General features: G+C 63.7%; 25 protein-coding genes. 13 read left to right on the top strand and 12 right to left on the bottom strand.

Annotation, left to right across the window (positions count from 1 at the left end; all coding sequences use genetic code 11):
• Positions 1 to 15: 15 nt before the first annotated feature.
• Genes NKI15_RS16225 through NKI15_RS16210 form a run of 4 tightly spaced genes read right to left on the bottom strand, consistent with a single transcriptional unit; the run spans position 16 to position 3360 of the window.
• The gene (locus NKI15_RS16225; RefSeq protein WP_023706465.1) at positions 16 to 744 is read right to left on the bottom strand and encodes a metallophosphoesterase family protein; all 729 of its coding nucleotides are present in this window, start codon (positions 742 to 744) and stop codon (positions 16 to 18) included.
• An 8-nt stretch (positions 745 to 752) separates the two neighbouring features.
• Positions 753 to 2054, bottom strand: a complete 1302-nt coding sequence (gene purB / locus NKI15_RS16220; protein ID WP_023706466.1) for an adenylosuccinate lyase — start codon at positions 2052 to 2054, stop codon at positions 753 to 755.
• 59 nt (positions 2055 to 2113) lie between these two features.
• A complete protein-coding gene (locus NKI15_RS16215; protein ID WP_023711485.1) occupies positions 2114 to 2578 on the bottom strand; it encodes a hypothetical protein in 465 nt (154 codons plus the stop codon).
• A 56-nt stretch (positions 2579 to 2634) separates the two neighbouring features.
• The gene (locus NKI15_RS16210; protein WP_023706468.1) at positions 2635 to 3360 is read right to left on the bottom strand and encodes a DUF2259 domain-containing protein; all 726 of its coding nucleotides are present in this window, start codon (positions 3358 to 3360) and stop codon (positions 2635 to 2637) included.
• 137 nt (positions 3361 to 3497) lie between these two features.
• On the opposite strand from NKI15_RS16210, the gene NKI15_RS16205 reads away from it, so the two are divergent.
• Positions 3498 to 3752: a DUF2171 domain-containing protein gene (locus NKI15_RS16205; protein WP_023711484.1), complete on the top strand. Its 255-nt coding sequence runs from the start codon at positions 3498 to 3500 to the stop codon at positions 3750 to 3752.
• 7 nt (positions 3753 to 3759) lie between these two features.
• Here NKI15_RS16205 and NKI15_RS16200 read toward each other — a convergent pair whose 3' ends face one another.
• Both NKI15_RS16200 and NKI15_RS16195 read right to left on the bottom strand, forming a co-directional pair.
• The gene (locus NKI15_RS16200) at positions 3760 to 4779 is read right to left on the bottom strand and encodes a P1 family peptidase (protein WP_023748570.1); all 1020 of its coding nucleotides are present in this window, start codon (positions 4777 to 4779) and stop codon (positions 3760 to 3762) included.
• Positions 4779 to 5855 carry a branched-chain amino acid ABC transporter substrate-binding protein gene (locus NKI15_RS16195; protein WP_023748571.1) on the bottom strand — a complete coding sequence of 359 codons (1077 nt, stop codon included), beginning with the start codon at positions 5853 to 5855 and terminating at the stop codon, positions 4779 to 4781. Before NKI15_RS16195 ends, NKI15_RS16200 begins: the two co-directional genes overlap by 1 nt.
• A gap of 179 nt (positions 5856 to 6034) precedes the next feature.
• On the opposite strand from NKI15_RS16195, the gene NKI15_RS16190 reads away from it, so the two are divergent.
• The 8 genes from NKI15_RS16190 to NKI15_RS16155 all read left to right on the top strand — a co-directional run bounded on the left by NKI15_RS16190 (position 6035) and on the right by NKI15_RS16155 (position 13847).
• Positions 6035 to 6562, top strand: coding sequence for a flavin reductase (locus NKI15_RS16190; RefSeq protein WP_023669080.1), 528 nt, complete (start codon positions 6035 to 6037; stop codon positions 6560 to 6562).
• Positions 6559 to 7488, top strand: coding sequence for an AAA family ATPase (locus NKI15_RS16185; protein WP_023700847.1), 930 nt, complete (start codon positions 6559 to 6561; stop codon positions 7486 to 7488). Before NKI15_RS16190 ends, NKI15_RS16185 begins: the two co-directional genes overlap by 4 nt.
• Before the next feature lie 4 nt (positions 7489 to 7492).
• Positions 7493 to 8758, top strand: coding sequence for a vWA domain-containing protein (locus NKI15_RS16180; protein WP_286441947.1), 1266 nt, complete (start codon positions 7493 to 7495; stop codon positions 8756 to 8758).
• Between the two features lie 59 nt (positions 8759 to 8817).
• On the top strand, positions 8818 to 9156 hold the full coding sequence (locus tag NKI15_RS16175) for an XdhC family protein (protein WP_023669077.1): 339 nt from the start codon (positions 8818 to 8820) through the stop codon (positions 9154 to 9156).
• Between the two features lie 2 nt (positions 9157 to 9158).
• Positions 9159 to 9863 (top strand): XdhC family protein, encoded by a 705-nt coding sequence (locus NKI15_RS16170; RefSeq protein WP_352514086.1) that lies wholly within the window; start codon positions 9159 to 9161, stop codon positions 9861 to 9863.
• The gene (locus tag NKI15_RS16165) at positions 9860 to 11470 is read left to right on the top strand and encodes an NTP transferase domain-containing protein (protein ID WP_352514085.1); all 1611 of its coding nucleotides are present in this window, start codon (positions 9860 to 9862) and stop codon (positions 11468 to 11470) included. The genes NKI15_RS16170 and NKI15_RS16165 overlap by 4 nt, the downstream gene beginning before the upstream one ends.
• Positions 11471 to 11655: 185 nt before the next feature.
• Positions 11656 to 12567, top strand: a complete 912-nt coding sequence (locus NKI15_RS16160; protein ID WP_352514084.1) for an alpha/beta hydrolase — start codon at positions 11656 to 11658, stop codon at positions 12565 to 12567.
• 101 nt (positions 12568 to 12668) lie between these two features.
• Positions 12669 to 13847 (top strand): epoxide hydrolase family protein, encoded by a 1179-nt coding sequence (locus NKI15_RS16155; RefSeq protein ID WP_352514083.1) that lies wholly within the window; start codon positions 12669 to 12671, stop codon positions 13845 to 13847.
• 36 nt (positions 13848 to 13883) lie between these two features.
• Here NKI15_RS16155 and NKI15_RS16150 read toward each other — a convergent pair whose 3' ends face one another.
• Complete coding sequence (locus NKI15_RS16150; protein WP_352459418.1) at positions 13884 to 14942, bottom strand: DUF1176 domain-containing protein; 1059 nt, start codon at positions 14940 to 14942, stop codon at positions 13884 to 13886.
• Positions 14943 to 15066: 124 nt separating this feature from the next.
• Here NKI15_RS16150 and NKI15_RS16145 point away from each other — a divergent pair, with 124 nt between their 5' ends.
• The gene (locus NKI15_RS16145) at positions 15067 to 15573 is read left to right on the top strand and encodes a DUF1993 domain-containing protein (RefSeq protein ID WP_023669071.1); all 507 of its coding nucleotides are present in this window, start codon (positions 15067 to 15069) and stop codon (positions 15571 to 15573) included.
• Between the two features lie 76 nt (positions 15574 to 15649).
• Here NKI15_RS16145 and NKI15_RS16140 read toward each other — a convergent pair whose 3' ends face one another.
• Positions 15650 to 15814: a hypothetical protein gene (locus tag NKI15_RS16140; protein ID WP_023711473.1), complete on the bottom strand. Its 165-nt coding sequence runs from the start codon at positions 15812 to 15814 to the stop codon at positions 15650 to 15652.
• A 330-nt stretch (positions 15815 to 16144) separates the two neighbouring features.
• Here NKI15_RS16140 and NKI15_RS16135 point away from each other — a divergent pair, with 330 nt between their 5' ends.
• From NKI15_RS16135 to NKI15_RS16125, 3 genes are all read left to right on the top strand, one after another.
• Positions 16145 to 16687: a hypothetical protein gene (locus NKI15_RS16135; RefSeq protein WP_023706484.1), complete on the top strand. Its 543-nt coding sequence runs from the start codon at positions 16145 to 16147 to the stop codon at positions 16685 to 16687.
• Positions 16688 to 16805: 118 nt separating this feature from the next.
• Positions 16806 to 17873: an aldo/keto reductase gene (locus NKI15_RS16130; RefSeq protein ID WP_023711472.1), complete on the top strand. Its 1068-nt coding sequence runs from the start codon at positions 16806 to 16808 to the stop codon at positions 17871 to 17873.
• A 52-nt stretch (positions 17874 to 17925) separates the two neighbouring features.
• Positions 17926 to 19188, top strand: coding sequence for a cysteine desulfurase-like protein (locus NKI15_RS16125; RefSeq protein ID WP_023711471.1), 1263 nt, complete (start codon positions 17926 to 17928; stop codon positions 19186 to 19188).
• A 4-nt stretch (positions 19189 to 19192) separates the two neighbouring features.
• On the opposite strand, the gene NKI15_RS16120 is transcribed toward NKI15_RS16125, so the two are convergent.
• The 4 genes from NKI15_RS16120 to NKI15_RS16105 all read right to left on the bottom strand — a co-directional run bounded on the left by NKI15_RS16120 (position 19193) and on the right by NKI15_RS16105 (position 23244).
• A complete protein-coding gene (locus NKI15_RS16120) occupies positions 19193 to 20221 on the bottom strand; it encodes a histone deacetylase family protein (protein WP_352514082.1) in 1029 nt (342 codons plus the stop codon).
• Positions 20218 to 20721 (bottom strand): GNAT family N-acetyltransferase, encoded by a 504-nt coding sequence (locus NKI15_RS16115; protein WP_031196820.1) that lies wholly within the window; start codon positions 20719 to 20721, stop codon positions 20218 to 20220. Before NKI15_RS16115 ends, NKI15_RS16120 begins: the two co-directional genes overlap by 4 nt.
• Positions 20722 to 20930: 209 nt before the next feature.
• Entirely contained in the window at positions 20931 to 21860 is a 930-nt protein-coding gene (gene kce / locus NKI15_RS16110) for a 3,5-dioxohexanoate:acetyl-CoA acetone transferase (protein ID WP_023711469.1), read from the bottom strand.
• A gap of 10 nt (positions 21861 to 21870) precedes the next feature.
• On the bottom strand, positions 21871 to 23244 hold the full coding sequence (locus NKI15_RS16105) for an aminotransferase family protein (protein WP_023690163.1): 1374 nt from the start codon (positions 23242 to 23244) through the stop codon (positions 21871 to 21873).
• Position 23245 lies beyond the last annotated feature (1 nt).

Genomic DNA, 23245 nt, shown 5'->3' with positions numbered 1-23245 from the left:
GCGGCGGTTCGGGTCCTACACCGAGCCGGCGGCGTAGCCCGTCAGCAGCCCGTGCGCCCAGTTGTCGAATCCGGTCGCCGTGGCGCGGCCGGATGCTTCGGTCCAGTCATAATTGACCACGTGATGGCTGAACGACCATTGTCCGTCCTTGCGCGTCGCGATGGCGTAGCGGGCATGCGGACTGCCGGTCACGGTCAGGCCGGGGAATGCCTGGACGCCGACGCTGCCGGGATTGAGGATTGTCCGGTTGTCCGACAAGCGCACAAGGCGCGGCGTATGTGTATGGCCGCACAAGGTCAGCCCGGCGCCGGCGCTGCCGAGCTTGTGCCTGATCTGCTTTTCATTGGACGGGTGGAAGTGGCTGCCTCCATCTTGCTCGAGCAGGAACACGTTGTCGTCACTCGGGCTGCCGTGGCAAAGCAGGATGTCCGGGGCAGGCGACAGGGCGACCGGCAATGCCGAGAGCCAGGTCAATGACGCCTGGGACAGGCGTTGGTGAGTGAAAGCATCGACGTCTTCCAACCCGGAAGCAGGCGGCTCGACCAGCACACGGTCGTGATTGCCGCGCACGGTCGGCCAATTCTGTGCAATCAGATATTGCGCGGTTTCTTCAGGCCATAGCGGCCCGGAGAGACAATCGCCCAGATTGACGATGATGTCGGGAGAAGCGTCTTTGATCTGCGCATGAACCGCCTCAAGCGCGCGCAGATTCCCATGGATGTCGGAAAGGACATCCAGCCGCATGGAAGATCCTATCCGAAAACCCGCTTGAAGATCGTATCGACATGCTTGGTCTGATAGCCCAGGTCGAATTTCTCGCGGATCTCGGCTTCGGGCAGCGCTGCGGTGACTTCCTTGTCGGCCAACAATTCCTCAAGGAAATCAGCGCCATGTTCCCATACCTTCATGGCGTTGCGCTGCACCAGGCGGTAGGCGTCCTCGCGGCTGACGCCGGCTTGCGTCAGCGCCAAAAGCACGCGCTGCGAATGCACAAGGCCACGGAACTTGTTCATGTTCTTCAGCATGTTGTCGGGATAGACCAGCAATTTGTCGATGACGCCGGTCAACCGCGACAGCGCGAAATCGAGTGTTATCGTGGCGTCCGGGCCGATCATGCGCTCGACCGAGGAATGCGAAATGTCGCGCTCGTGCCAGAGCGCGACATTCTCCATCGCCGGCAAGGCCATGGAGCGCACCATGCGGGCAAGGCCGGTGAGGTTTTCGGTCAGCACCGGGTTGCGCTTGTGCGGCATTGCCGACGAGCCCTTCTGGCCCGGCGAAAAATACTCTTCCGCTTCCAGCACCTCGGTGCGCTGCAGATGGCGGATCTCGGTCGCCAGCCGCTCGACCGACGAGGCGATGACGCCGAGCGTGGCAAAGAACATGGCATGGCGGTCGCGAGGGATGACCTGCGTCGACACCGGCTCCGGCTTCAGCCCAAGCTTTTTCGCCACATGTTCTTCGACATAGGGATCGATGTTGGCGAAGGTGCCGATCGCGCCCGATATGGCGCAGGTGGCAATATCCTCTCGCGCGTGCACCAGCCGCTCGCGGCAGCGTGAGAACTCGGCATAGGCCTGCGCCAGCTTGACGCCGAACGTGGTCGGCTCGGCATGAATGCCGTGGCTGCGGCCGATGGTGACGGTGTCCTTGTGCTCGAAGGCCCGGCGCTTCAGCGCGGCGAGCAGGCCGTCGAGGTCGGCCAGCAGGATATCGCTGGCGCGGCCGAGCTGCACCGCAAGGCAGGTGTCGAGAACATCCGATGAGGTCATGCCCTGGTGGATGAAACGCGCATCCGGCCCGACGAATTCGGCGAGATGGGTGAGGAAGGCGATGACGTCGTGCTTGGTGACGGCCTCGATCTCGTCGATCTTGCCGACGTCGAATTGGGCGGCGCCGCCTTTTTCCCAGATGGTCTTGGCGGCTTCCCTGGGAATGACGCCGAGCTCGGCCAGCGCATCGCAGGCATGGGCCTCGATCTCGAACCAGATGCGGAAGCGGGTTTCCGGCGACCAGATGGCGACCATTTCCGGCCGGGAATAGCGAGGGATCATCCGTCAGTCCTGATATGTCGGTGGTTAAGTGCGCCTCCTATCAGAGGCGGACCGAATGCTCAACGCTGCTGGCGTGCAAACCACACGCTGGCGGCGGCAAGCGCGATGAATCCGAGCGGAAAATAGAGCCTGATACCCAGCACCACGAACTGGTAGAGCGCCGTCAGCGAGGTGAAGACCAGTTCGAACGCCCACCGGGCGGTGAAGGCCTCCGCGTGCCATTCGGCATAATAGGAGCGGTATTGCAGCGCAAACAACCCGCCGGTGAAGGCGAGCGTCGTGGCAAGCAGGCAGACGAAGGCGGCGGCGAACGCCACCTCCCAATGCCGGTCGAGCGAGACCAGCCGCGCCGCGAACAACCCGACGGGAAAGGCCAATGCCGCGCCGGTCGCAAACAGCAGGACGACGAAGCGGATCTTTTCCGGGGTCTCCCAACTGTCGAGCCAAAGACCGGTCAGCGCGCTGGCGCCCATGGCCATCGCCCACAGCAAGGCGCCGACAAGCGCCGCGCCCGTCGATGGTATGGCGCGGCTGACGCGATTTCCGGCGCGCTTGCGCCAGCTGGATTGATCGAGCGCTGTCACAGGCGTCCGGTCACGGCGATCCAGCGAAAATCCGGCCCTTCGAAGCCGTATTGGCGCACCGCGATCAGCACCGCATAGGCGCTGATGCTGTCCATCGAGAACGTCTGCACCGCGCCGATCCTGTAGCCGTTCGGGCAGCCACGGCTTTTCGGGATCGATTTATCCTCATGCAGCAGATGGGTCTGGCCGCCATCCCTGGCCTCGATCCGCAGCAGGCGAAAACCGTTGACCTCGCCCTGGCTCTGACAGCTTTCGGTGTCATTCATGCCGATCTCGTCCAGCCGGAATTCCAGCGGCGGGTCGACCGGCGAAAAGATCGGCCGTGGGTTCACCACCATGCGGAACGGGTCGGCCGACAGTTCGGTCACCGGGTTGAAGCCGGCGGTGATGCCGCGGTTGGCGGTAAGCTCGGCCTGGGCAATGATTGCTTCGCCTTTTTGCCTGGCTTGCTGACGGGCCGTCTCGAGCGAGGCGGTCTCATCCTCCAGCCGGACCCGGATTGGCGTGCCCTTCAGGAACGTGTCGTCGGCGGTGTTGATGTAGTGGCGATTGGCATAGGGAAAGCCCGAACCGTCTGCCACACCATATTCCTCGAAGGCGAAGACGCCGCCATCCTTGCTGAAGCCGAGGATTTCAAGCTCGGCGACATCGCCCGCTCGGGCGGCGATGGCGGATGCCAGATGGACCAGCAGGCAAACGCCAATCAGGACGAGATTTCGCATCGGGGTTCCGCTCCGCCTGCCGTGGTTCGATCGTTCCCTATCACGAGACAGTCAAAACATCGTGCCATTCAAAAGGCGATGCATCCAATTTCGCCTCTGTTTGTTATCGTCGATCGTTTTCAAAAGGAGAACACCCCATGAATGAGGCCAGCAAGATTCGCGAGCATATGGAAGTGATCGGCGCCGACGGCGTTCACATCGGCACCGTCGACCGGGTCGATGGCGAGCGGATCAAGTTGACCAAGGCCGACAGCGGCGAGGGCGCCCATCAGGGGCATCACCACTACATTCCCTTGAGCCTGCTTGCCGAGGTCGAGGGCCAGAAAGTCTGGCTGTCGGCGAATTCGGATGTCGCGGTCAGCTTCGAGGAAGAAGAGTCCGACCCGACCTGATTGAAAGTCAGCGCGACGACCACACCGCAAACAGATCGCCTTCGGCCGGCGTCGCGGCATGGATGCCGCGGCTGATGGCGCGCGCCATGGTGGCGCCGGCGGCGGCAAAGAAATCGACGGCATCGTCGGCACTGAGTTCTATGCCGCTCTTCCCCGTCGCCAGCGCGAACACCAGATCGCCGTCGGCCGGCGTGTGCACCGGCCAGATGGCGCGCACGAAGCCGTCATGCGCTGAAATGGCCAGCCGCTTGGCTGCTGCCTTGGACAGCACGGCATCGGTGGCGATGACGGCGATGGTGGTGTTGCCACCGGCCTCGGCTTGTCCACCGACACGCTTGTCGCGGTATTTCAACAGGATCCGCCTAGCATCGTCCGGCATTGGCGAGGGATAACCAAGCCCGCCGAACTCATCGCCGATCTCGAAGGGCGCCGCCCAGAAATAGCGTGTACGGGCAATCGTCACCGAGCCGGTCGGGTTGGCGGCGGCCAGCGCGCCGATGGTGATGCCGCTGTCGAGCACGGTCGAGGCCGAGCCGAGGCCGCCCTTCAGCCCGGAGCTTAGCGCGCCGGTGCCGGCGCCAATTGTGCCGAGCGGAAATTCGACTGTTGCCGCCTGGGCGGCTTCGTAGCCGAGGTCGCGGTAGGGAGGATAACGGCCCCAATCCTTGTCGCCGCCGTTGCGCAGGTCAAACAGGATCGCCGCCGGCACGATCGGCACGCGAAAGCCGCCGACATCGATGCCTATGCCGTTTTCACGCAACGCCGCCTGCACGCCCGATGCGGCGTCGAGGCCGAAGGCCGAACCGCCCGAAAGAACCACGGCATGGACCGCCTCGATGGAATTGTGCGGTTCGAGCAGGTCGGTCTCGCGCGTGCCCGGCGCGCCGCCGAGGATCTGCACGCCACCGACCGCCGGTTCATCGCACAGCACGGTCGTGACGCCCGATTTCAACCTTGCGTCCGACGCGTTGCCGACGCGCAGGCCGGCGACATCGGTGATCAGATTGCGCGGCCCGGTGCGAAACATCAATTCGTCTCCGCCGGCACGAAACGCGTCCCGTCGAACCGGAAGGCGCGATAGAGGTTTTGGCTCAGATCGCCTTTGTCGTCGAACCGCAGCGGGCCGATCGCGGTGGTGAAATCATGCCCGGTTAGCGCGTCGGCCAGCCCCTTGCCCGAGGTCTCGGGCGCGGCCGGGGCCGAGGCCGCCTTGGCAATCTCCACCGCCGCATAGGCCGGCAAGGCATAGCCATCCGGCGCGATGTTTTTGGCCGTAAACGCCGCCAGCACCGTGGGATCGGCGACATCGGCCCATTCCGGCGGCGCGATCATCAGCGTGCCGACGGCGTAAGGCACATCGCCGGGTGGCGTGCGCAAATTCTCGCCGCCGGCAAAGACGATGCCGGCCTCGAGCTGGCCGGCGTCGCGGCCCATAATGGCGATGTCGTCGCCGTCGCCACCAGCAAAGACATGCGTGGCGCCTGATTTCTTAAGCCGGCCAATCAGCCCGATCTGGTTGTCGAGCTGCGGCCGGAACGTGTCTGTGAAGACCGGCCTCAGCGCCGCCTGTTCGGCCGCTGCGCGCAGCGTCTCGGCGATTTCGCGGCCATAGATGGTCCCGTCATCGACGATGGCGAACAATTCGCTCTGCCACAGCCGGGTCAGGATGCCGGCCACCGCATTGCGCTCGTCGTCGCCGCGTGGCCCCAGCCGGTAGACCGGCCAGCCGGTTTTGGCGCGGCGGTCGGTCAGGCTTTCGGTGCGCACGCCAACGGTGATGACCGGTATGTTGGCGTCCTTGAGGATCGGCAGCGCCGCCTGGATCGCCTCGGTGCAGAGGAAGCCGACGACGATATCGACCTTCGCAGCGGCGAATTCCCTGGCGGCGGCAGCCCCGCCATCGGCGGTGCAGGCATCGTCGACCGTCTTGATCTCGGCGCCGTTGGCTTCTGCTGCCAGGGCAGCACCCGCCTCGATCTGCTTGCCAAGTATCGCCGACGGACCGGACAGGGGTGCGGCGACGCCGACAAGCAAAGTCTGCGCGCCGGCGCTTGCCGGCAGCAGCCAGAGCAGTGCCGCTATTACAGCTGTTAGGGGTCGCATTCTGACGACGAATTCCTCCGTGCCGGTCGCATGCTTCCAGCGTCTCTTGTGCCAAGACCTAAAGGCTGCCCGCCCCAGGCGCAACACGGGAATTGCGGATTGGCGTCAACCACTTCGCTTGTGGCCTATTGTGTGCCGCCATATATAACGCTTGGATTCCTGCTTATGGAAAATCATCGGTGTTGAAGTTGAACGACATAGGGCCGCAGGCCTATCGCGACGCGATGGCGCATTTTGCCGGCCACGTCCATGTGGTGACCACCGACGGGGCCGCCGGCAAACGCGGCACGACGGTGATTGCCGCCTGTTCGGTGTCGGACACGCCGCCGACGGTTCTCGTCTGTCTCAACCGCGAGAATGCCAAGAACGAGCTGTTCGTGCAAAACGGCCGGTTTGCGCTGAACACGCTGGCTTCGCACCAGCAGCCCCTATCCGTGGCGTTTTCAGGCCTGACCGGCCTGTCGGCCGATGAGCGTTTCGCGCTTGGCGAGTGGGATGTCATATCGACGGGCGCGCCTACCCTGAAGGGCGCTCTTGCGGTTTTCGACTGCGAATTGATCGATACCAAGGATCTCGCCACCCATCGTGTGCTTTTTGGCAAGGTGACAGGCCTGCGCATGGGCGATAATTTGCGGCCGCTGATCTACCACGCCCGCGACTACCACGTGCTGCAGAGCGGAGCAGAGGCGGCAACGGAGAAAGAATGACCGAGCTGAAACCGCGCCCCGCGCCGCGGACGATCGACGAAACGCTCGATCTCCTGACCGGTGCGGACTATGTCGCGGATCGCTCGCTGGCAACGGTGCTGTTCCTGTCGCTGCGCATGCAGCGGCCGCTCTTCCTAGAAGGCGAGGCCGGCGTCGGTAAGACCGAGATCGCCAAGGTGCTGGCGCAGGCGCTCGGCCGCCGGCTGATCCGCCTGCAATGCTATGAAGGGCTCGACGTCTCCTCCGCCGTCTACGAGTGGAACTACGCTGCGCAGATGATCGAAATCCGCATGGAGGAGGCGGCAGGCTCGGTCGACCGCTCCGACATGGAGCGCAATGTCTTTTCCGAAAAATACCTGATCCGCCGGCCGGTGCTCGATGCGCTGACCGGCAAGGCGGGTGCGGCCCCGGTGTTCCTGATCGACGAGCTCGACCGCACCGACGAAGCCTTCGAGGCGTTCCTGCTCGAAATCCTGTCCGATTTCCAGGTGACGGTGCCCGAGCTTGGCACGATCAAGGCGGAGGAGCCGCCGATCGTCATCATCACCACCAACCGCACCCGCGAAATCCACGACGCGCTGAAGCGGCGCTGCCTCTATCACTGGGTCGACTATCCCAATGCCGAGCGCGAGCTGGAGATCGTGCGCCGCAAGGTGCCGCAGGCCAACAGCCGACTTTCCGCGGAAGTGGTGTCGTTCATCCAGAAGCTGCGCCGGGTCGAGCTGTTCAAGGCGCCGGGTGTCGCCGAAACCATCGACTGGGCCGGCGCGCTGACCGAACTCGACAAGGTGGCGCTCGATCCCGAAACCGTCTCCGACACGATCGGCGTTTTGTTGAAATACCAGGACGACATTGCCCGCATCGGCGCGGGCGAGGGCCGGCGCATCCTCGATGAGGTCAAGGCCGAACTGGCGGCGGCGGAGTAGGGCAGTGAAGGCGCCGGGTGCTTACCCCAAAGAGACCGAACCCAGAGAGGCGACGGAAGACGGGCGCATCGCCGACAACATCGTCTATTTCGCCCGCACCTTGCGCAAAGCGGGCATGCGCGTCGGGCCGGCTTCGGTCAAGGATGCGATCGAGGCGGTGCTGGCCGCCGGCATCGGTTCGCGCGACGATTTCTACTGGACGCTGCATGCCGTGCTTGTGTCGCGGCACGAGGATCACCCTGTTTTCGACGAAGCCTTCCGGCTGTTCTGGAAATCGCGCGAGCTGATCGAGAAACTTCTGGCGATGTTCTCGCCTGTGGCGCCCGACACCAGGGAGAAGCAAAAGCCGCGCGCGGCAGAAAACCGCGTCAGCCAGGCCATGTTCGAAGGCCACGAGAAGAATCGGCCGGTCAGGGAAATCCCGGAGATCGAAGTCGACGCCCGGCTAACCTTCTCCGGGAATGAAGTGCTGCGCGGCAAGGACTTTGCCCAGATGAATGCCGACGAGATGGCAGACGCCAAGAAGGCGATTGCCCGGCTGCGGCTGCCGTTCGACATGGTCCGTACCCGACGCTTCAAGGCAGACCTGCATGGCCGCCGTATCGATCCACGCGCCATGATGCGGTCGGTCGCCCGAACCGGCGGCGAACTGATCCTGCCGAAATTCCGTTCCGCCCGCAAGGTCCATCCGCCGCTGGTCGTGCTTGCCGACATCTCCGGCTCGATGAGCCAGTACACGCGCATCTTTCTGCATTTCCTGCATGCGCTGACCGAAAAACGGCGGCGCGTGCACACCTTCGTCTTCGGCACGCGACTGACCAATCTCACGCGGCAGATGCGCCATCGCGACCCCGATGCCGCCCTTGCCGACTGCTCGGCGGCGGTGAAGGACTGGTCGGGCGGCACCCGCATCGGCGATACGCTGGCGGAGTTCAACAAGCACTGGTCACGCCGCGTGCTCGGGCAGGGCGCGGTGGTGCTGCTGATCACCGACGGGCTGGAGCGCGACGATGTCGCCGGCCTGTCGGAGGAGATGGATCGCCTGCACAAATCCTGCCGGCGGCTGATCTGGCTGAATCCCCTATTGCGCTTCGACGGTTTCGAGGCCCGCGCCCGCGGCGTCAGAGCGATGCTGCCTCATGTCGACGAGTTCCGCTCGGTGCACAATCTCGATGCGCTGGCCGACCTCTGCGCCTCGCTGGACAAGAAATCGGCCGCTTCGGTCGATCCGCGTCGCTGGCTGGACGCTGGTGTCAGGCGCGCCGCATAGCCATATTGGATTCCGAAAAACAGGCTCCCAGAGAAAAACAGACTTTGAGGCAAGCGATCATGGACAACAGCATCTATCTCGATGAGGCCCGCGACCCCTTGATCATCGCGGAAGGCTGGATGAAGGACGGCAAGGATGTCGCCATCGCCACTGTGGTCGAGACCTGGGGTTCGGCGCCGAGGCCGGCCGGCAGTCATCTGGTCATTGACGCCGAAGGCAATTTTCACGGCTCGGTCTCGGGCGGCTGCGTTGAGGGTACCGTGGTGAGCGAGGCGATGGACGTCATCGACTCGGGGAAAGCGAAGATGCTGGAGTTCGGCGTTGCCGACGAAACCGCCTGGCAGGTCGGCCTGTCCTGCGGCGGCCGCATCAAAGTCTATGTGGAGCGGCTCGGTTAGGCATGGATCCCTACGCTCTCAAAGCCCTCAATGCCGAACGCCGTGCCCGCCGTGCGGCGATCCTGGTGACCGATCTCGGCGACGGCCGCGACCGCATCGTGCGTGAAGGCGATCCCGTCGCCGGCGATCTTGGAGCAGCGATCGCCAAGGCGTTTCGCACTGGCAATTCGGGTTCGATCGAGGCTGAAGGGCGCACCTTCTTCCTCAACGCGCATTTGCCGCAGCCGCGCCTGGTGGTAGTCGGCGCCGTCCATATCAGTCAGGCGCTGGCGCCGATGGCCAGGATCGCCGGCTATCCCCTGGAGATCGTCGATCCGCGCACCGCCTTCGCCACCCCGGACCGTTTTCCCGATGTAGCACTCCATGCCGAATGGCCGGAGGATGTGCTGAAACGCCAGCCGCTCGACAGCTATACGGCGCTCGCGGCCGTCACCCATGATCCGAAGATCGACGATTTCGCACTGAAGGCCGCGCTCGACGCCAACTGTTTCTATGTCGGCGCACTCGGCAGCCGCAAAACACACGCCAGGCGCGTCGAGCGCCTGCTGGCGCTCGGCGCCAGCGCCGACCAGATCGCCCGCATCCACGCACCGATCGGTATCGACATTGGCGCGGCGAGCCCGGCCGAGATCGCCGTCGCCATCCTGGCGCAGACGATCCACGCCTTTCGCTCGCGCGGTCTCGAAGCCAAAGGCGCGGCGGCGTGAGATTCGGTCCGGTTCCAATCGACCAGGCGCAAGGCGCGGTGCTGGCGCATGCCACGACGGCGGGCGAGCGGCGTTTCCGCAAGGCGCACAGGCTGAGCACGCAGGACGTGGCGGTGCTGAAGGCGGCCGGCATTACCGAGATTGTCGTGGCGGTGCTTGCCGCCGATGACCTAAGCGAGGATGCGGCGGCCGAAAAGATTGCTGCCAGCATGGCCCACCGCAACATCGAGGCAAAACCTGCCGCGACCGGCCGCGTCAACCTCCATGCCAAGGCCGCCGGTCTCTTCACCGTCGATGCCGCCATGATCGACGCCATCAATGCGGTCGACCCGACCATCACCATCGCCACGCTGGCGCAGCACGCGCCGGTTGAGCAGGGCCAGATGGTGGCGACGGTCAAGATCATCCCGTTCGCCGTTGCCTCGGCCCTTGTCGATGCGGTGACAAAGATCTGCGCCGGCGGCGAGATCTTCGCCGTCAACGCCTACCATCCGGTGCGCATCGGCGTCATTCAGACGATGCTGCCCGGCATCAAGCCCAGCGTGCTCGACAAAACGCTGCGCGTCACCGAGGCCCGGCTGGCACGCTCCGGCGGTCGGCTGACGACGGAGCGCCGCACGCCGCACGAGATCGCGCCTGTAGCCGAGGCAGCGGCCGCGCTGGCGCGCGACAACGACATGGTGGTGATCTTCGGCGCCTCGGCGATGAGCGATTTCAACGATGTCGTTCCGGCGGCGATCGAGGCAGCAGGTGGCACGGTGACCCGCGCGGGCATGCCCGTCGATCCCGGCAATCTGCTGGTGCTGGGCACGCTCGACGGCAAGCGCGTCATCGGCGCGCCCGGTTGCGCCCGCAGCCCCAAGGAGAACGGTTTCGATTGGGTGCTCGACAGGCTGATCGCCGGCCTCGACGTCACCGCCAAGGACATCGCCGGCATGGGCGTTGGCGGCCTCTTGATGGAAATCCCGACCCGGCCGCAGCCGCGCGAGCCGCTGCCGGCGAGAGCCGGGCTGAAGGTCGAGATCGTGCTTCTGGCCGCCGGTCGCTCCAGCCGCATGGGCGGGCCGAACAAGCTTCTGGCGCTGTTCGACGGCAAACCGCTGGTGCGCCGGACAGTCGAGCGCGCACTGGCCTCGAAGGCAACCAGCACCGTTGTCGTCACCGGCCACCAGCGTGAGCGGGTGCACCAAGCCTTGACCGGCCTCGACGTGATCTTCGCCGACAATCCGGATTTTGCCGACGGCCTGTCCTCGTCTCTAAAAGCCGGCATTGCCCGCGTTGGAGCCGAGGCGGCCGGCGCCATGATCGTCCTCGGCGACATGCCGGGTATCTCATCGGCCGATCTCGACCGGTTGATCGAGGCCTTCCGTAGGGACGGCGGCCGCTCAGTGGTGCGTGCCGCCCATGACGGCCGCCGCGGCAATCCGGTGCTGCTGCCACGCGCGCTGTTTGGAGGCATCGCTCACCTCGAGGGCGACACCGGCGCCCGCCATCTGGTCGAGGCCGAGGGACTGGATGTCATCGACGTCGAGATCGGCGACGGCGCGTCGATCGATGTCGACACCCGCGAGGCGCTGGAAGACGCCGGCGGCGTGCTGCAGGATTGACAAAGCGAAGCCGAAAAACGCATGCCTTTAGCATGGCTCTCTCTTTACTTGCCTCAGCGCTTCTACCCCCCTCTGGCCTGCCGGCCATCTCCCCCTCAAGGGGGGAGATCAGCAGCCTCGATGGCGGCGTCTATCCTGCAGCTTTGATGATTGGCGGAAGGCGGCGTGATATCCAATCTCCCCCCTTGAGGGGGAGATGGCCGGCAGGCCAGAGGGGGGCGGCCGCGCTCCATAGCCTTCTGATTTCGCTCTTTTTCCTGTTCTCTGCCGCCCACGCCGACGCGCTCGAACTAAAACCCTACAAGGATGACCTCTTCGCCTATCCGGCGACGCTCTCGTCCACGGACAAAGGCGCCTACACCGTCATCGACTATCGCGAGATGCGCGACATCAACGACCGCGACGAGGTGCCGGAAAAGCGCGTGCAGGCTAAGTATACCGACACCGGCGTGCGCAAGGTGCAGCGGGATTTGATGCTGAAAACCGATGCCGGCGATGTCAGGCATGTCGCCGTCGGCAAGACCGAGGGCGCCGGCATCATCGTGCTTTACCTGCACGGGCAGGGCGGCAGCCGCAAGCAGGGCGTCGACGACTTCACCTTCGGCGGCAATTTCAACCGCATCAAGAACCTGATGGCCGGCAATGGCGGCCTCTATCTCTCACCCGATTTCACCGATTTCGGCGACAAGGGCGCGGCCCAGGTCGCGGCGCTGATCGTCCACTATGCCGAGGCCTCGCCGGACGCCAAGATTTTCGTCGCCTGCGGCTCGATGGGTGGTGCGCTGTGCTGGAAGCTGGCCGGCCGCAACGATACGGGACGGCGCATCAACGGGCTGCTGCTGCTCGGCTCGCTATGGGATGACAGTTTCCTGTCGAGCCCGGCCTACAGGCGCCATGTGCCGGTGTTCTTCGGCCAAGGCAGCAAGGATCCGGTCTTTCCCGTGGAGAAGCAGGAGGCCTTCTTCCGCTCCATCACTGCGAACTCGAAAGCCTATCCGACCCGGTTCGTCCGGTTCGAGACCGGCACCCATGGCACGCCGATCCGCATGGTCGACTGGCGCCAAACGCTGAACTGGATGCTGTCGAAGGCGCCCTGAGGCATATCGCCCAGGGGTGCCCGTTGGTTTTGGCGATCATGGTTCGGCCGATATCCTTATTGGGGTAGGCTGATATCATCCAACAGATCGGAAGCACAGCGATGGACGCTCACCCCTTCAAGATCCAAATTCCGAACGAACAACTTGAAGATCTGCAGCGCCGGCTTAGCGCAACACGATGGCCAATTCCGCTAAGCGAAGCGGGCTGGAACGATGGGGCCGACCTGCCATTCATCAAGCGCCTTGCGGATTACTGGCGAGACCGCTTCGACTGGAGAGTGCAAGAGGCGCGGCTGAACCGGCTGCCGCAATATCTGACGAGGCTGAACAACCTAGATGTCCACTTTGTCCACCAGCCAGGCAACGGACCGGCGCCGCTGCCGCTGATCATGACGCATGGCTGGCCCGGCTCGTTCATCGAAATGGAACACGTCATTCCATTGTTGGCAGACCCAGCTGCCCATGGTGGTGACCCGGCCGACGCTTTCCACGTGGTAGTTCCCTCCTTGCCCGGATACGGCTTTTCCCAGGCGCCGACGGAACCAGGCTTCCATTCCGGCCGCATCGCGGAGTTATGGGTACAGTTGATGCGCGGGCTCGGCTACGACCGCTTCGCTTCCCAAGGAGGCGACATCGGCGCGGGCGTTTCCGCCTGGATGGCACGGCTCCATTCCGAAAGCGTGCTTGGCGTCCACGTCAATTACATTCCCGGGAGCTATCGGCCACCCTTGGGTGCAGGTCTGCCATCTGTCACCGTTGAGGAGCAGGCCTTTCTGGAAAAGGCCGCGGCCTGGACGGCAACGGAGGGCGCCTATGCCCATCTGCAGGGCACGAAGCCTCAGACGCTTGCTTATGCTCTGACAGACTCGCCGATCGGTCTCGCAGCCTGGATGATCGAGAAGTTCCGTAGCTGGAGCGATTGCGACGGTGACGTGGAGCGCACCTTCGGCATGGACACGCTCCTTACGGATGTTTCGCTCTATTGGTTCAGCAACGCGCTCACCTCGTCCTTGCGGCTCTACAAGGAGAATCGACTGTTCTCTCTTGCGTTCGAGACGCTGGAACGCGTTTCGCCGCCATTTGGGGTAGCGCTTTTCCCTCGCGAGTTGCCGATGCCGCCTCGATCCTGGGTGGCGCGGGTCTTTGACGTTCAGCGATGGACATTGATGCCGCGAGGGGGCCATTTCGCTGCGCTGGAGGAACCGAGTCTTCTGGTCGAGGACATTCGCGCCTTCTTCCGGCCGATGCGTTCCCGGCCTGAAACGAGAAGGCGAATGTGAAGGACTGCTTGAGCGCGGCGGTTCCTGATAAGATCCCTACGGCGCGGTGTTGTAGTCGACCACCGTCTGCGGGTTCTCCTCGCCATCGTAAGACGCGTCCACATCATATTGGACGAGGGAAAAATCGCCGTTACGGAACAGGTATATCCCCTTGTCCGAGGCGTCGCCGATGCCGCGCCATTTGTTGAACGTGGTCAGCGTCTTGGCGTCTTCGTCATATTCGGAATTGGCCGCCCAGCCGGATGTGCGGAAGCCGATGATATCCATGCCCAGCAGTTTGCCGTCGCTGTCATTGTTCTCGTAACGGATATCCATTTCGGGCTCGGTGAACTGCAACTGCCGCACGCCCGATACTTCGTCGGTCATGTAGTAGACCGAACTTGCGTTATAGGCTGCCGCTTGGCAGTAGAACTCGAAAAGCCGCGTTTCCTTGTCGAAATCGCTGGCAGCCGCGTCCTTTGCCTTGTATTTGATCGAAAAGATGTTCGGCTCCTCGCCGAGAAATTGCTTGTCACACTGATCGCCATAATCGGCGGCGAACAGTTTCTTCACCTGCTCGAGTGCGGTGTCCTTTTTCGGCGGCGGCGGCCCGTCACCACAGCTTGGCGGCAGCGCCTCCTCGAAATCGGCCTTGGACGGCTTCAGCGCGCCCTTGTCGATAAAGATCGGTCGGAACGGCGGGGCCTGGATCTGAGCGCTGACCTGGCGCAGCGTGTAGCAGCCGGCGAAGACCGCTTCATTGCCGTCCTTGTCGGTGGCGCGGATGGCGACAGGAACGCTGTAATAGATGCTGCCGGCCGCACCTTCATCGGAAATGGCGCCGGTTTCGACGTCGACCTTGTCGGTGCCGTCATAGCCCTTGACGAAGGTATCAAAATCCTTTGCCGGCTTGGTATCGCCGTAGTAAGCCCAGGCGCGGGCGAATTCGTGCCGGTTGATGGCGCTGTAGAGCGAGCGGATGACGGCTGCGGCGTCCGACCTGTCATCGACGTAAGGGGCTTGGCCATCGGCTGCCGGTTCATCGTCGGCGAACACAGCCTGGCCGGATGCGGCAAGGGAGCAAAAGGCGGCCGCTGCCAGAAAGACGCGTCTCATCGGAGAATCTCCACCACGAAGGAGTCTATCATAGAGATTGCGGCGACGTGGTGACGCTTGAAAAATCCTCCGGGAAGGCGCTACGTCCCGCCGTCGGCGCTTCAGCCGCAATGGAGATTTGAACGTGACACTATCGATGTATGAAGCCTCGGTGCCGGTGTTTTCGGCCAGGCTGAAGGCGCTGTCCGGCGTGCTGTCGGCGGCCGAACAGAATGCAACCGAGCGCAAGATCGACCCGCAGGTGTTTTTGACCGCGAGGTTGGCGCCCGACATGTACGCGCTGGTCAGGCAGGTGCAGGTCGCCACCGACCACGCCAAGGGCGCGCCATCACGGCTGGCCCGTCGCGAGGTGCCGAAATACGAAGACAATGAAGCGACCTTCGCCGAGCTTCAGGCGCGCCTGACCAAGACGCTCGATCTGCTGGCGTCATTCTCGGCCGCCGAATTCGATGGTTCGGATGAAAGGGTGGTCGAACTGAAGTTTGGCCAGCGCGAAGCCTCGATGCCCGGCATGCAGTATCTGCTGCATGTCGCCATGCCCAACTTCTATTTCCACGTGACCACGGCTTACGACATCCTGCGCCACAATGGCGTGCCGCTGACCAAGGGTGCCTATCTCGGGAATCGTTGACGAATTCGGCATTCCGAGGTTTCCCGGTCGCTGCCGGGAAACTTCGTTTGACGCTGGTTCGGCGCCAAGGCCTTGATCAACGCGGTGACATTTCGCGGGCTATGCGCGGGAAGTCGGCCGGCTTGATGCCGATGTCGGCGCGGTCGGCATTGCTCATCGAATGCAGCAACGCCAGTGCGGAACGATAACGCAGATGCTCCTGCGGACGCGGACGGGCAAACATTTCAGTGAAGAACCCCATGATTCGGCCCCTTGTTGATCCTCCACGGCGCCGAGTATAGGAAAATTGTGAAGATTGTGCAGTGCAGCATTTGCATGGCAGCCATTCCAAGCGAATTTTTTTCGGCACAATTGCCGCGTGCGCTGAAACTTGTGGCGCATCCCCACCGTATGCATAGACGCTGGCACATGGCCGGCTTTTCCTCGCCACTCCTGGCGAATTTCCGGACTGCATGCAAATGCAGTCCGGCTTTTTGTTGGGTCTTGCACATCGCCAACCGGGCCCGCGCAAGCCTCGCAAACGCCTAAACTGGTTAAGATCAGCGGCATTCATTTTTAACGAGCCGGTTCTATGCTGCGACCGGCTCTGTTCGCACGCTTAAACGAGGGGGAGGCTGACATCGGCGCCAAGCGGGATTTCGCTTCCTTGCTCGACGATCTGTTCGTTGCCTCCGACAAGGATGAGGCGGCGGAAGAGACGAGCGCCCGGCCGTCGATCCCGTTCGACTATCTCTCCGTGGCCGACGAGCTTCATTCCGGCCGCATCAAGGTCTCGGGCGAAACATTCGCCGCCGAATACCGCGAGGCGGGAGCCGATCTGGCCGCAGAATTTGCCGCCCTTCTCGATCATGCCAAGCTGGCGCTGGCCGGCGAGGAGGCAAAGCCCGAGGAAAAGCTGCCGCCGATCGACCCTGACGCGATCGCCGTCGAGCTCGGCCTCGATCATCCAGTCAAGAACGCCGATCTCGGCCGCATGCGCCGCAGCTTCGCCTTCGCCAACCACCCCGACCGCGTCGCGCCGCATCTGCGCCAGCGCGCCATGATCCGCATGCAGGTGGCCAATATGCTGATCGATGAGGCCAAGCGGCGCGCGCTGGCCGGCGTCCGGCGCTGACTTTTCCAGGGTTCACGCAAAAGTCGGGTTCCCTGAGGGTTGGAGAGCGGCGCCGCTTTCCCTATACATGCGGCTTCCTTCCCGCGTAGCCGCGCAAACCTCCCGCCGGAGAAACCCCATGCACAAACGCCGTCTCGGTCGGACCGATCTTCTTGTTACCCAGATCTGCCTGGGGTCGATGACCTGGGGCCAGCAGAACACCGAGGCCGATGGCCATGCGCAGATGGATCTGGCCTTTGCGCGCGGGGTCAATTTCATCGACACGGCCGAGCTCTACCCGATACCGCCCAAGGAGGAGACGCAGGGGCGGACGGAGAAGTTCATCGGCAGCTGGATGAAGGCCAAGGGCAATCGCGACAAGGTCATCCTGGCCTCGAAAGTGGTCGGCCGCACCGCCAACCGCTGGTTTCGTGGCGACCGGCCGTCAAAACTGGTGCGCGCCGACATCTTTGACGCCATCGACAAATCGCTGGCCAAGCTCGGCACCGACTATCTCGACCTCTACCAGATCCACTGGCCGGAGCGCGACATCCCCTGGGGCGCCAACCCGACCCGCGTGGGTGCTGTGCCGCGCCGTGCCGATGCCGTTGGCGCGCCGCCCGGCGAGACGCCGATCGCCGAGACACTCGCCGTCTTCGAGGAACTCGTGAAGGCGGGAAAGATCCGCCATCTCGGCCTGTCGAACGAAAGCTCCTGGGGCGTCATGCGCTTCATCGCCGAGGCCGACAAGGGCGTCGGCCCGCGCGTCGTTTCGCTGCAGAACGCCTACAATCTGGTCAACCGCACGTTCGAGGTGAACCTCGCCGAGGCCTGCGAACGCGAGGATGTCGGCTTTCTCGCCTATTCGCCGCTGGCGCAGGGCTATCTCACCGGCAAATACGACCACGGCGCACGGCCGCAGGGTTCGCGCTCGCAGCTGTTCAACCGCGGCCAGCGCTACGAGACGCCAAATGCGGCGGAGGCGCAGCTCGCATACAACAAACTGGCGCGTTCCTTCGGCCTTGAACCGGCGCTGTTTGCCAACGCCTATGTCGCCAGCCGGCCTTTCGTCACGTCCAGCATCATCGGCGCGACGACGATTGCCCAGCTTGAGATGGCGCTGTCGTCAGCCGACGTGACCTGGACCGACGAGATGCAGAAGGGCGTGGATGCGATCCACCAGCGCGTCGGCAATCCGTGCCCATAAGCAGACCGTTTGGCCGGGATTGCCGAGCAAAGACAAGGGGAAGGGGACAGCCATGGATTTTCCGATCGAGACCGTCAGGGGAAAATTTCCGGCGCTGGACCTGACCGACAAGGGCCGCCGGCGCATCTATCTCGACAATCCGGCCGGCACCCAGGTGCCGCAAGCGGTTGCCGACGCGGTGGCGCGCTGCCTCCTCACCACCAACGCCAATCTCGGCGGCTATTTCGAAACCACGCTTGCCGCGCAAAAGGTGTTCGACGACGCCCATGCGGCGATGGCCGATTTCCTGGGTGCAGCGAGCGCGGAGGAAATAATCATCGGCGCCAACATGACGACGCTGACCTATCACATGTCGCGTACGCTCGGTCGCGACTTCAAGCCCGGCGACGAGATCATCGTCACCCGCATGGATCATGAGGGCAACGTCTCGCCCTGGCTGCAGCTGGCCGAGGACCTCGGCCTTGTGGTGCGCTTCCTGCCCTTCGACGAGAACAGCTGGCAGGTCGAGGAGGCGGCGCTCAGCGCTCTGCTTACCGACAGGACAAAACTCGTTGCGCTGAACTATGCGTCGAACCTCACCGGCTCGATCAACCGGGTCAAGGCGCTGACGGCCATCGCCAAACAGGCCGGCGCGCTCGTCTATGTCGATGCCGTGCAGTTCGCGCCGCACGGGCTGGTCGACGTGCAGGACCTCGGCTGCGACTTCCTGATCTGTTCGGCCTACAAGTTCTTCGGCCCGCACATGGGGATATTGTGGGGAGGTCGAGACATCATCGATGCGCTGCAACCCTACAAATGCCGTTGCTCGTCCAATGGCCTGCCGGAGCGCTTCGAGCTCGGCACGCCACAGATCGAACTGATGGCCGGACTTACCGCAGCGGTCGATTACTTCGCCGAACTCGGTGCTTCGGCCGGCGAGGGCGGTTCGCGAAGGCAAAAGATCGCAAAGGCATACGAAGTGTCGATCGCCTACGAAAACCCGCTGGCGCTGAGGCTGATCGATGGGCTGTCCGCCATTGAGGGCCTGACCATCCGCGGCATCACAGATCAGAAGCGTGTCATTGAGCGCGTGCCGACCGTGTCCTTCACCGTCGACGGCATCGTGCCAGAGACGATCGTGCGGCAGATGAATGCCGAGAACATTTTTCTATGGTCGGGTCACAACTACGCCTGGGAGATCGTCCACCATCTCGGCATTCCGGCCGAGCAGGGAGTCGTGCGCATCGGTATTGCGCACTACAACACGGCGGCAGAGATCGACGAGACGTTGGAAAGCGTGCACCGGGTGATCGCCATGCTGAGGCAGCAGCGCTAGTCAGCTATCGCTGTTTGCCGCCGAAACCGGTGAGGAACGCCGTGAGATTGTCGCCGAGCGCGTCGCAGAGATAGCCGCCTTCCTGGACGATAACCGTCGGCAGGCCAAGCTTGGCAATTGCCTCGCCGATCCGCGAGAAACCGGGCGTGGTCACCGCAAGCCCGCCGAACGGATCGCCCTCGAACGCATCGAGACCGAGCGCCACGACCAGCGCGTCCGGCGAAAAGGCGCGGATACGCTGGAACGCCACTTCGAGGGCCTTCAGAAACTCCGCGTCGGCTGATTTGCGCGGCAATGGCAGGTTGAAATTATAGCCGAGGCCCGGACCTTCGCCGCGCTCATCGGCATGGCCCCAGAAGAACGGATAGAAGCGCACCGGATCGGCGTGCAGCGACACCGTCAGGACGTCGGAACGCGTATAAAAGATGCCTTGCGTGCCGTTGCCGTGATGCAGGTCGACATCGAGGATCGCCACCCGCGCCGCCTGCTTGCGCAACACCTGGGCTGCGACCGCCGAGTTGTTGATGAAGCAGAAGCCACCGGCGACATCGGCAAAGGCATGATGGCCGGGCGGCCGGCAGAGCGCATAAGCGGCAGGCGCGCCCGATATCACCGCTTCGGCTGCCTCGACTGCACTCCAGGCGCTCCACAGCGCGCTGTGCCAGGTTTCGGCCGAGATCGGGCAAGCGGTGTCGGCCATGTGGTAGCCGGCCTGGCCGACCGCCGAGGCCGGATAGGACCCTGTGCGGGCCAGTGGATGGATGTTGGGGATGACTTCCGCGGATGCGCCCTCGATGCGCTGCCAGCGCGCAAAAATGTGTTCGAGGAAGGCGAGATACTCCGGCGTATGCACGGCCGCCACCGGGCCTAGGCCATGTTCCCTGGGCCGCTCGATCATCAATCCGGCGGATTTTGCGCCGGCTAACAATCGCTCTACCCGCTCCGGCTGTTCGGGATTGGGCTGCGGCGCACCGCTGGACAGAAAGGCCTTCGGGTCGTGGCGTTTCTGCTCCTCGGCAAAGAAGGCTTTCATTCCGCGTCCCCATCCTGCGCTGCATCGGCAAAGGCGAAAAAGGCATCGCCAACAATCTTCTGCGTCTGCTCGTAGCTCGACCAGGCGATGCCCAGCCGCTCATAAAAAGCCTTGGCGCCGTCATTGTCGGTGTCGACGGACAGCCTGAGATAGGCGCCGCCATCCCGGCGGCAGTCGCGCGCGACCCGGCGCAGCAGTCTTTCGCCGATCTTGCGGCCGCGAAACCGGTCCTCGACATAGAGGTCCTGGATATAGACGCCGGGCCGCCCCATCCATGTCGAGAAGATCGGGAAATGCAGGCAGAGCCCCGCAAAATCGCCGCCGATCTCGGCGATCAGGGTGGAGAAGGCGGGTTTGTCGCCAAAGCCGTAGCGGCGGAGATCGTCGGCAGTGGACGTGATCTCCTGATGCGCGCCGATATGGGTGCCGAGCTTGAGCAGCGCGGCATGGATGGTGTCGACGTCGTCGATGGTGCCGGGGCGGAGGGTGACTGTACTCACGATAGGCAAGGCGCCCAGGCACCCCCCTCTGTCCTGCCGGACATCTCACCCTCAAGGGGGGAGATTGGCAGCTTTGGCGCTGCCATCCATTTTGCAACGATTGAGATTGGCGAAGGCCGCAGTGACATCCGATCTCCCCCCTTGAGGGGGAGATGGCCGGCAGGCCAGAGGGGGGTGTGCCAGAACGCCATCATCGCAGATCAATCATCTCAAAACGCCACCCTATCGCCACCCTTCAGCGCCAGCATCTCGCGCGCCTCGGTCGGCGTTGCGACTTCCAGCGACAACCCGTCGAGAATGGCGCGTATCCTGCGCACCTGATCGGCATTGGATTTCGCCAATTGCCGTCCATCGTAGAGACTGTCCTCCAGCCCGACGCGGACATTGCCGCCCATCGCCGCCGCGATCGAGATCAGGGGCATCTGATGGCGGCCGGCGGCGAGCACCGAGAACTGGTAGCTGTCGCCGAACAGCTTGTCGGCGATGCGCTTCATATGGATGAGATTGTCGGGATCGGCGCCGATGCCGCCGAGAATGCCGAGCACGAACTGGATGAACAGCGGCCCCGACACCAGCCCGCGGTCGCGAAAATGCGCCAGCGAATAGAGATGGCCGACATCGTAGCATTCGAACTCAAAGCGCGTGCCGCAGCCCTTGCCGAGCTTTTCGAGCACGCCTTCCATATCGGCAAAGGTGTTCTTGAAGATGGTGTCGCGCGTGGCTTCGAGCAGCTTTGGTTCCCACTCGTGCTGCCACTCCCTTGGCTTGTCGAGCATCGGGAACAGCGCGAAATTCATCGAGCCCATGTTGAGCGAGCACATTTCCGGCTCGGCCCGCAGTGGTGCCGCCAGCCGCTGGTCAAGCGTCATCAGCGACGAACCGCCGGTGGTGATGTTGATCACCGCATCGGTCGCTTGCTTGATGCGCGGCAGGAACTGCATGAACACCTCAGGATCGGCGGTCGGCCGGCCGTCTTTGGGATCGCGGGCGTGGAGATGCAGGATTGAGGCGCCAGCCTCGGCCGCCGCGATGGCGTCGGTCGCGATCTGGTCCGGCGTCACCGGCAGATAGGGCGACATGGACGGGGTGTGCACCGAGCCAGTGACCGCGCAGGTGATGATGACTTTCCTCGGCGCCATTCTTTAGCCCTCAGCCTTCGACCGGCAGGTCGAGTTCGGCGGCCAGAACTTCCAGCGAATCGCCGATGATGGAAATGATCTCGCCGACCTCTTCAGCCGTGACGATCATCGGCGGCGCCACCATGAAATTGTCGCCGTCTACACCGCCCTTGACCCTGCGGCCGTAGATGATCAGCCCGCGCTCGTAGGCGAGGTCGAGCAGGCGCTGCGTGGCTTTCTTGCCCTGTTCGATCGGCCGTAGAGTTTCGGGATCGGCAACCATCTCGGCGCCGGTGAGCAGGCCTTTGCCTCGGACATCGGCGATGAACGGAAAACGCTTCGCCAGCCCTTTCAGCCCGTCCATCAGCACGTCGCCCATCGCGGCGGCATTGGCGATCAGGTCGAGGCGGTCCATCTCGCCGAGCACGGCGAGCCCGGCCGCGCAGGCGAGCGGATTGCCAGCATAGGTGTGGCCATGCTGGAAGCCGCCCGACGCCAGCAGCGGCTCGACCAGCCGCATCGGGGCGGCCAGCGCGCCGAGCGGCGCATAGCCGGAGCCAAGCCCCTTCGACAGCGCGACGATGTCGGGCTTGCAGTTCCAATGGTCGCCGCCAAGGAATTTTCCGGTGCGGCCGGCGCCGCTCATCACTTCATCATGGATGAGCAGGATGCCGTAGCGGTCGCAGATCTCGCGTATACGCGGATAATAGCTGTCCGGTGCGACGAGGGCCGAAGTCGCCGCACCGCCGATCGGCTCCATGATGAAGGCGAGCACGCTGTCCGGGCCCTCGGCCTGGATCTTCTCCTCCAGCATGTCGGCATAGCGGACGCCGCGCTGCTCCATCGAAAGATTGTCGCGGTCGCGCCATGCCGTCGGCGCCGGCACGGTCGGCATCACCCGCATCATCGGTGTGAACGTTTCGGCCAGCGCATCGTCGCCGGTTATCGAAAGCGAACCCAGCGTGCCGCCATGATAGGAGGGAAAACGCGTGATAACCTTCCAGCGCTTCGGCTGGCCGGTCGCGACCGCCCATTGCCGCGCCAGCTTGATGCAGGATTCCGTCGCCTCCGAACCGCCGGAGACGAAGAAGATTCGGTCCATGCCCTCCGGCAGTTTGCCGGCGAGTTCCCGCGCCAGTTCTTCCGCCGGTTCGTTCTCGAAATGCAGCCGGTAGGCGAAGGTGGCGCGGTCCATCTGCCGCTTCATGGCGTCGAGCACGTTGCGGTTGGAATGGCCGATATTGGCGACCATCGGCCCGCTCGATCCGTCGATGAAGCGGCGGCCGTCCTGCGTCCACATATAAATGCCTTCGGCGCGGTCGATCAGCGGCCGGCGCAGGCTGGAGAGGTAGAACAGGTGCGAGGGCGCGCGCGTTTCTGAACCAGTTGATGAGGGCTTCTGCATG

The organism is Mesorhizobium sp. M0862 (assembly GCF_040319795.1).
Lineage (GTDB): Bacteria > Pseudomonadota > Alphaproteobacteria > Rhizobiales > Rhizobiaceae > Mesorhizobium.
The sequence above is the reverse complement of the archived record's forward strand: the minus strand, read 5'-3'. Positions and strand labels throughout refer to the sequence as shown.

Excerpts from the sequence above, each read along its gene's own strand:
- NKI15_RS16225 (WP_023706465.1), bottom strand. The coding sequence starts at position 744 with ATGCGGCTGGATGTCCTTTCCGACATCCATGGGAATCTGCGCGCGCTT.
- purB (WP_023706466.1), bottom strand. The coding sequence starts at position 2,054 with ATGATCCCTCGCTATTCCCGGCCGGAAATGGTCGCCATCTGGTCGCCG.
- NKI15_RS16210 (WP_023706468.1), bottom strand. The coding sequence starts at position 3,360 with ATGCGAAATCTCGTCCTGATTGGCGTTTGCCTGCTGGTCCATCTGGCA.
- NKI15_RS16205 (WP_023711484.1), top strand. The coding sequence starts at position 3,498 with ATGAATGAGGCCAGCAAGATTCGCGAGCATATGGAAGTGATCGGCGCC.
- NKI15_RS16200 (WP_023748570.1), bottom strand. The coding sequence starts at position 4,779 with ATGTTTCGCACCGGGCCGCGCAATCTGATCACCGATGTCGCCGGCCTG.
- NKI15_RS16195 (WP_023748571.1), bottom strand. The coding sequence starts at position 5,855 with ATGCGACCCCTAACAGCTGTAATAGCGGCACTGCTCTGGCTGCTGCCG.
- NKI15_RS16185 (WP_023700847.1), top strand. The coding sequence starts at position 6,559 with ATGACCGAGCTGAAACCGCGCCCCGCGCCGCGGACGATCGACGAAACG.
- NKI15_RS16175 (WP_023669077.1), top strand. The coding sequence starts at position 8,818 with ATGGACAACAGCATCTATCTCGATGAGGCCCGCGACCCCTTGATCATC.
- NKI15_RS16170 (WP_352514086.1), top strand. The coding sequence starts at position 9,159 with ATGGATCCCTACGCTCTCAAAGCCCTCAATGCCGAACGCCGTGCCCGC.
- NKI15_RS16155 (WP_352514083.1), top strand. The coding sequence starts at position 12,669 with ATGGACGCTCACCCCTTCAAGATCCAAATTCCGAACGAACAACTTGAA.
- NKI15_RS16150 (WP_352459418.1), bottom strand. The coding sequence starts at position 14,942 with ATGAGACGCGTCTTTCTGGCAGCGGCCGCCTTTTGCTCCCTTGCCGCA.
- NKI15_RS16140 (WP_023711473.1), bottom strand. The coding sequence starts at position 15,814 with ATGGGGTTCTTCACTGAAATGTTTGCCCGTCCGCGTCCGCAGGAGCAT.
- NKI15_RS16135 (WP_023706484.1), top strand. The coding sequence starts at position 16,145 with ATGCTGCGACCGGCTCTGTTCGCACGCTTAAACGAGGGGGAGGCTGAC.
- NKI15_RS16130 (WP_023711472.1), top strand. The coding sequence starts at position 16,806 with ATGCACAAACGCCGTCTCGGTCGGACCGATCTTCTTGTTACCCAGATC.
- NKI15_RS16125 (WP_023711471.1), top strand. The coding sequence starts at position 17,926 with ATGGATTTTCCGATCGAGACCGTCAGGGGAAAATTTCCGGCGCTGGAC.
- NKI15_RS16120 (WP_352514082.1), bottom strand. The coding sequence starts at position 20,221 with ATGAAAGCCTTCTTTGCCGAGGAGCAGAAACGCCACGACCCGAAGGCC.
- kce (WP_023711469.1), bottom strand. The coding sequence starts at position 21,860 with ATGGCGCCGAGGAAAGTCATCATCACCTGCGCGGTCACTGGCTCGGTG.
- NKI15_RS16105 (WP_023690163.1), bottom strand. The coding sequence starts at position 23,244 with ATGCAGAAGCCCTCATCAACTGGTTCAGAAACGCGCGCGCCCTCGCAC.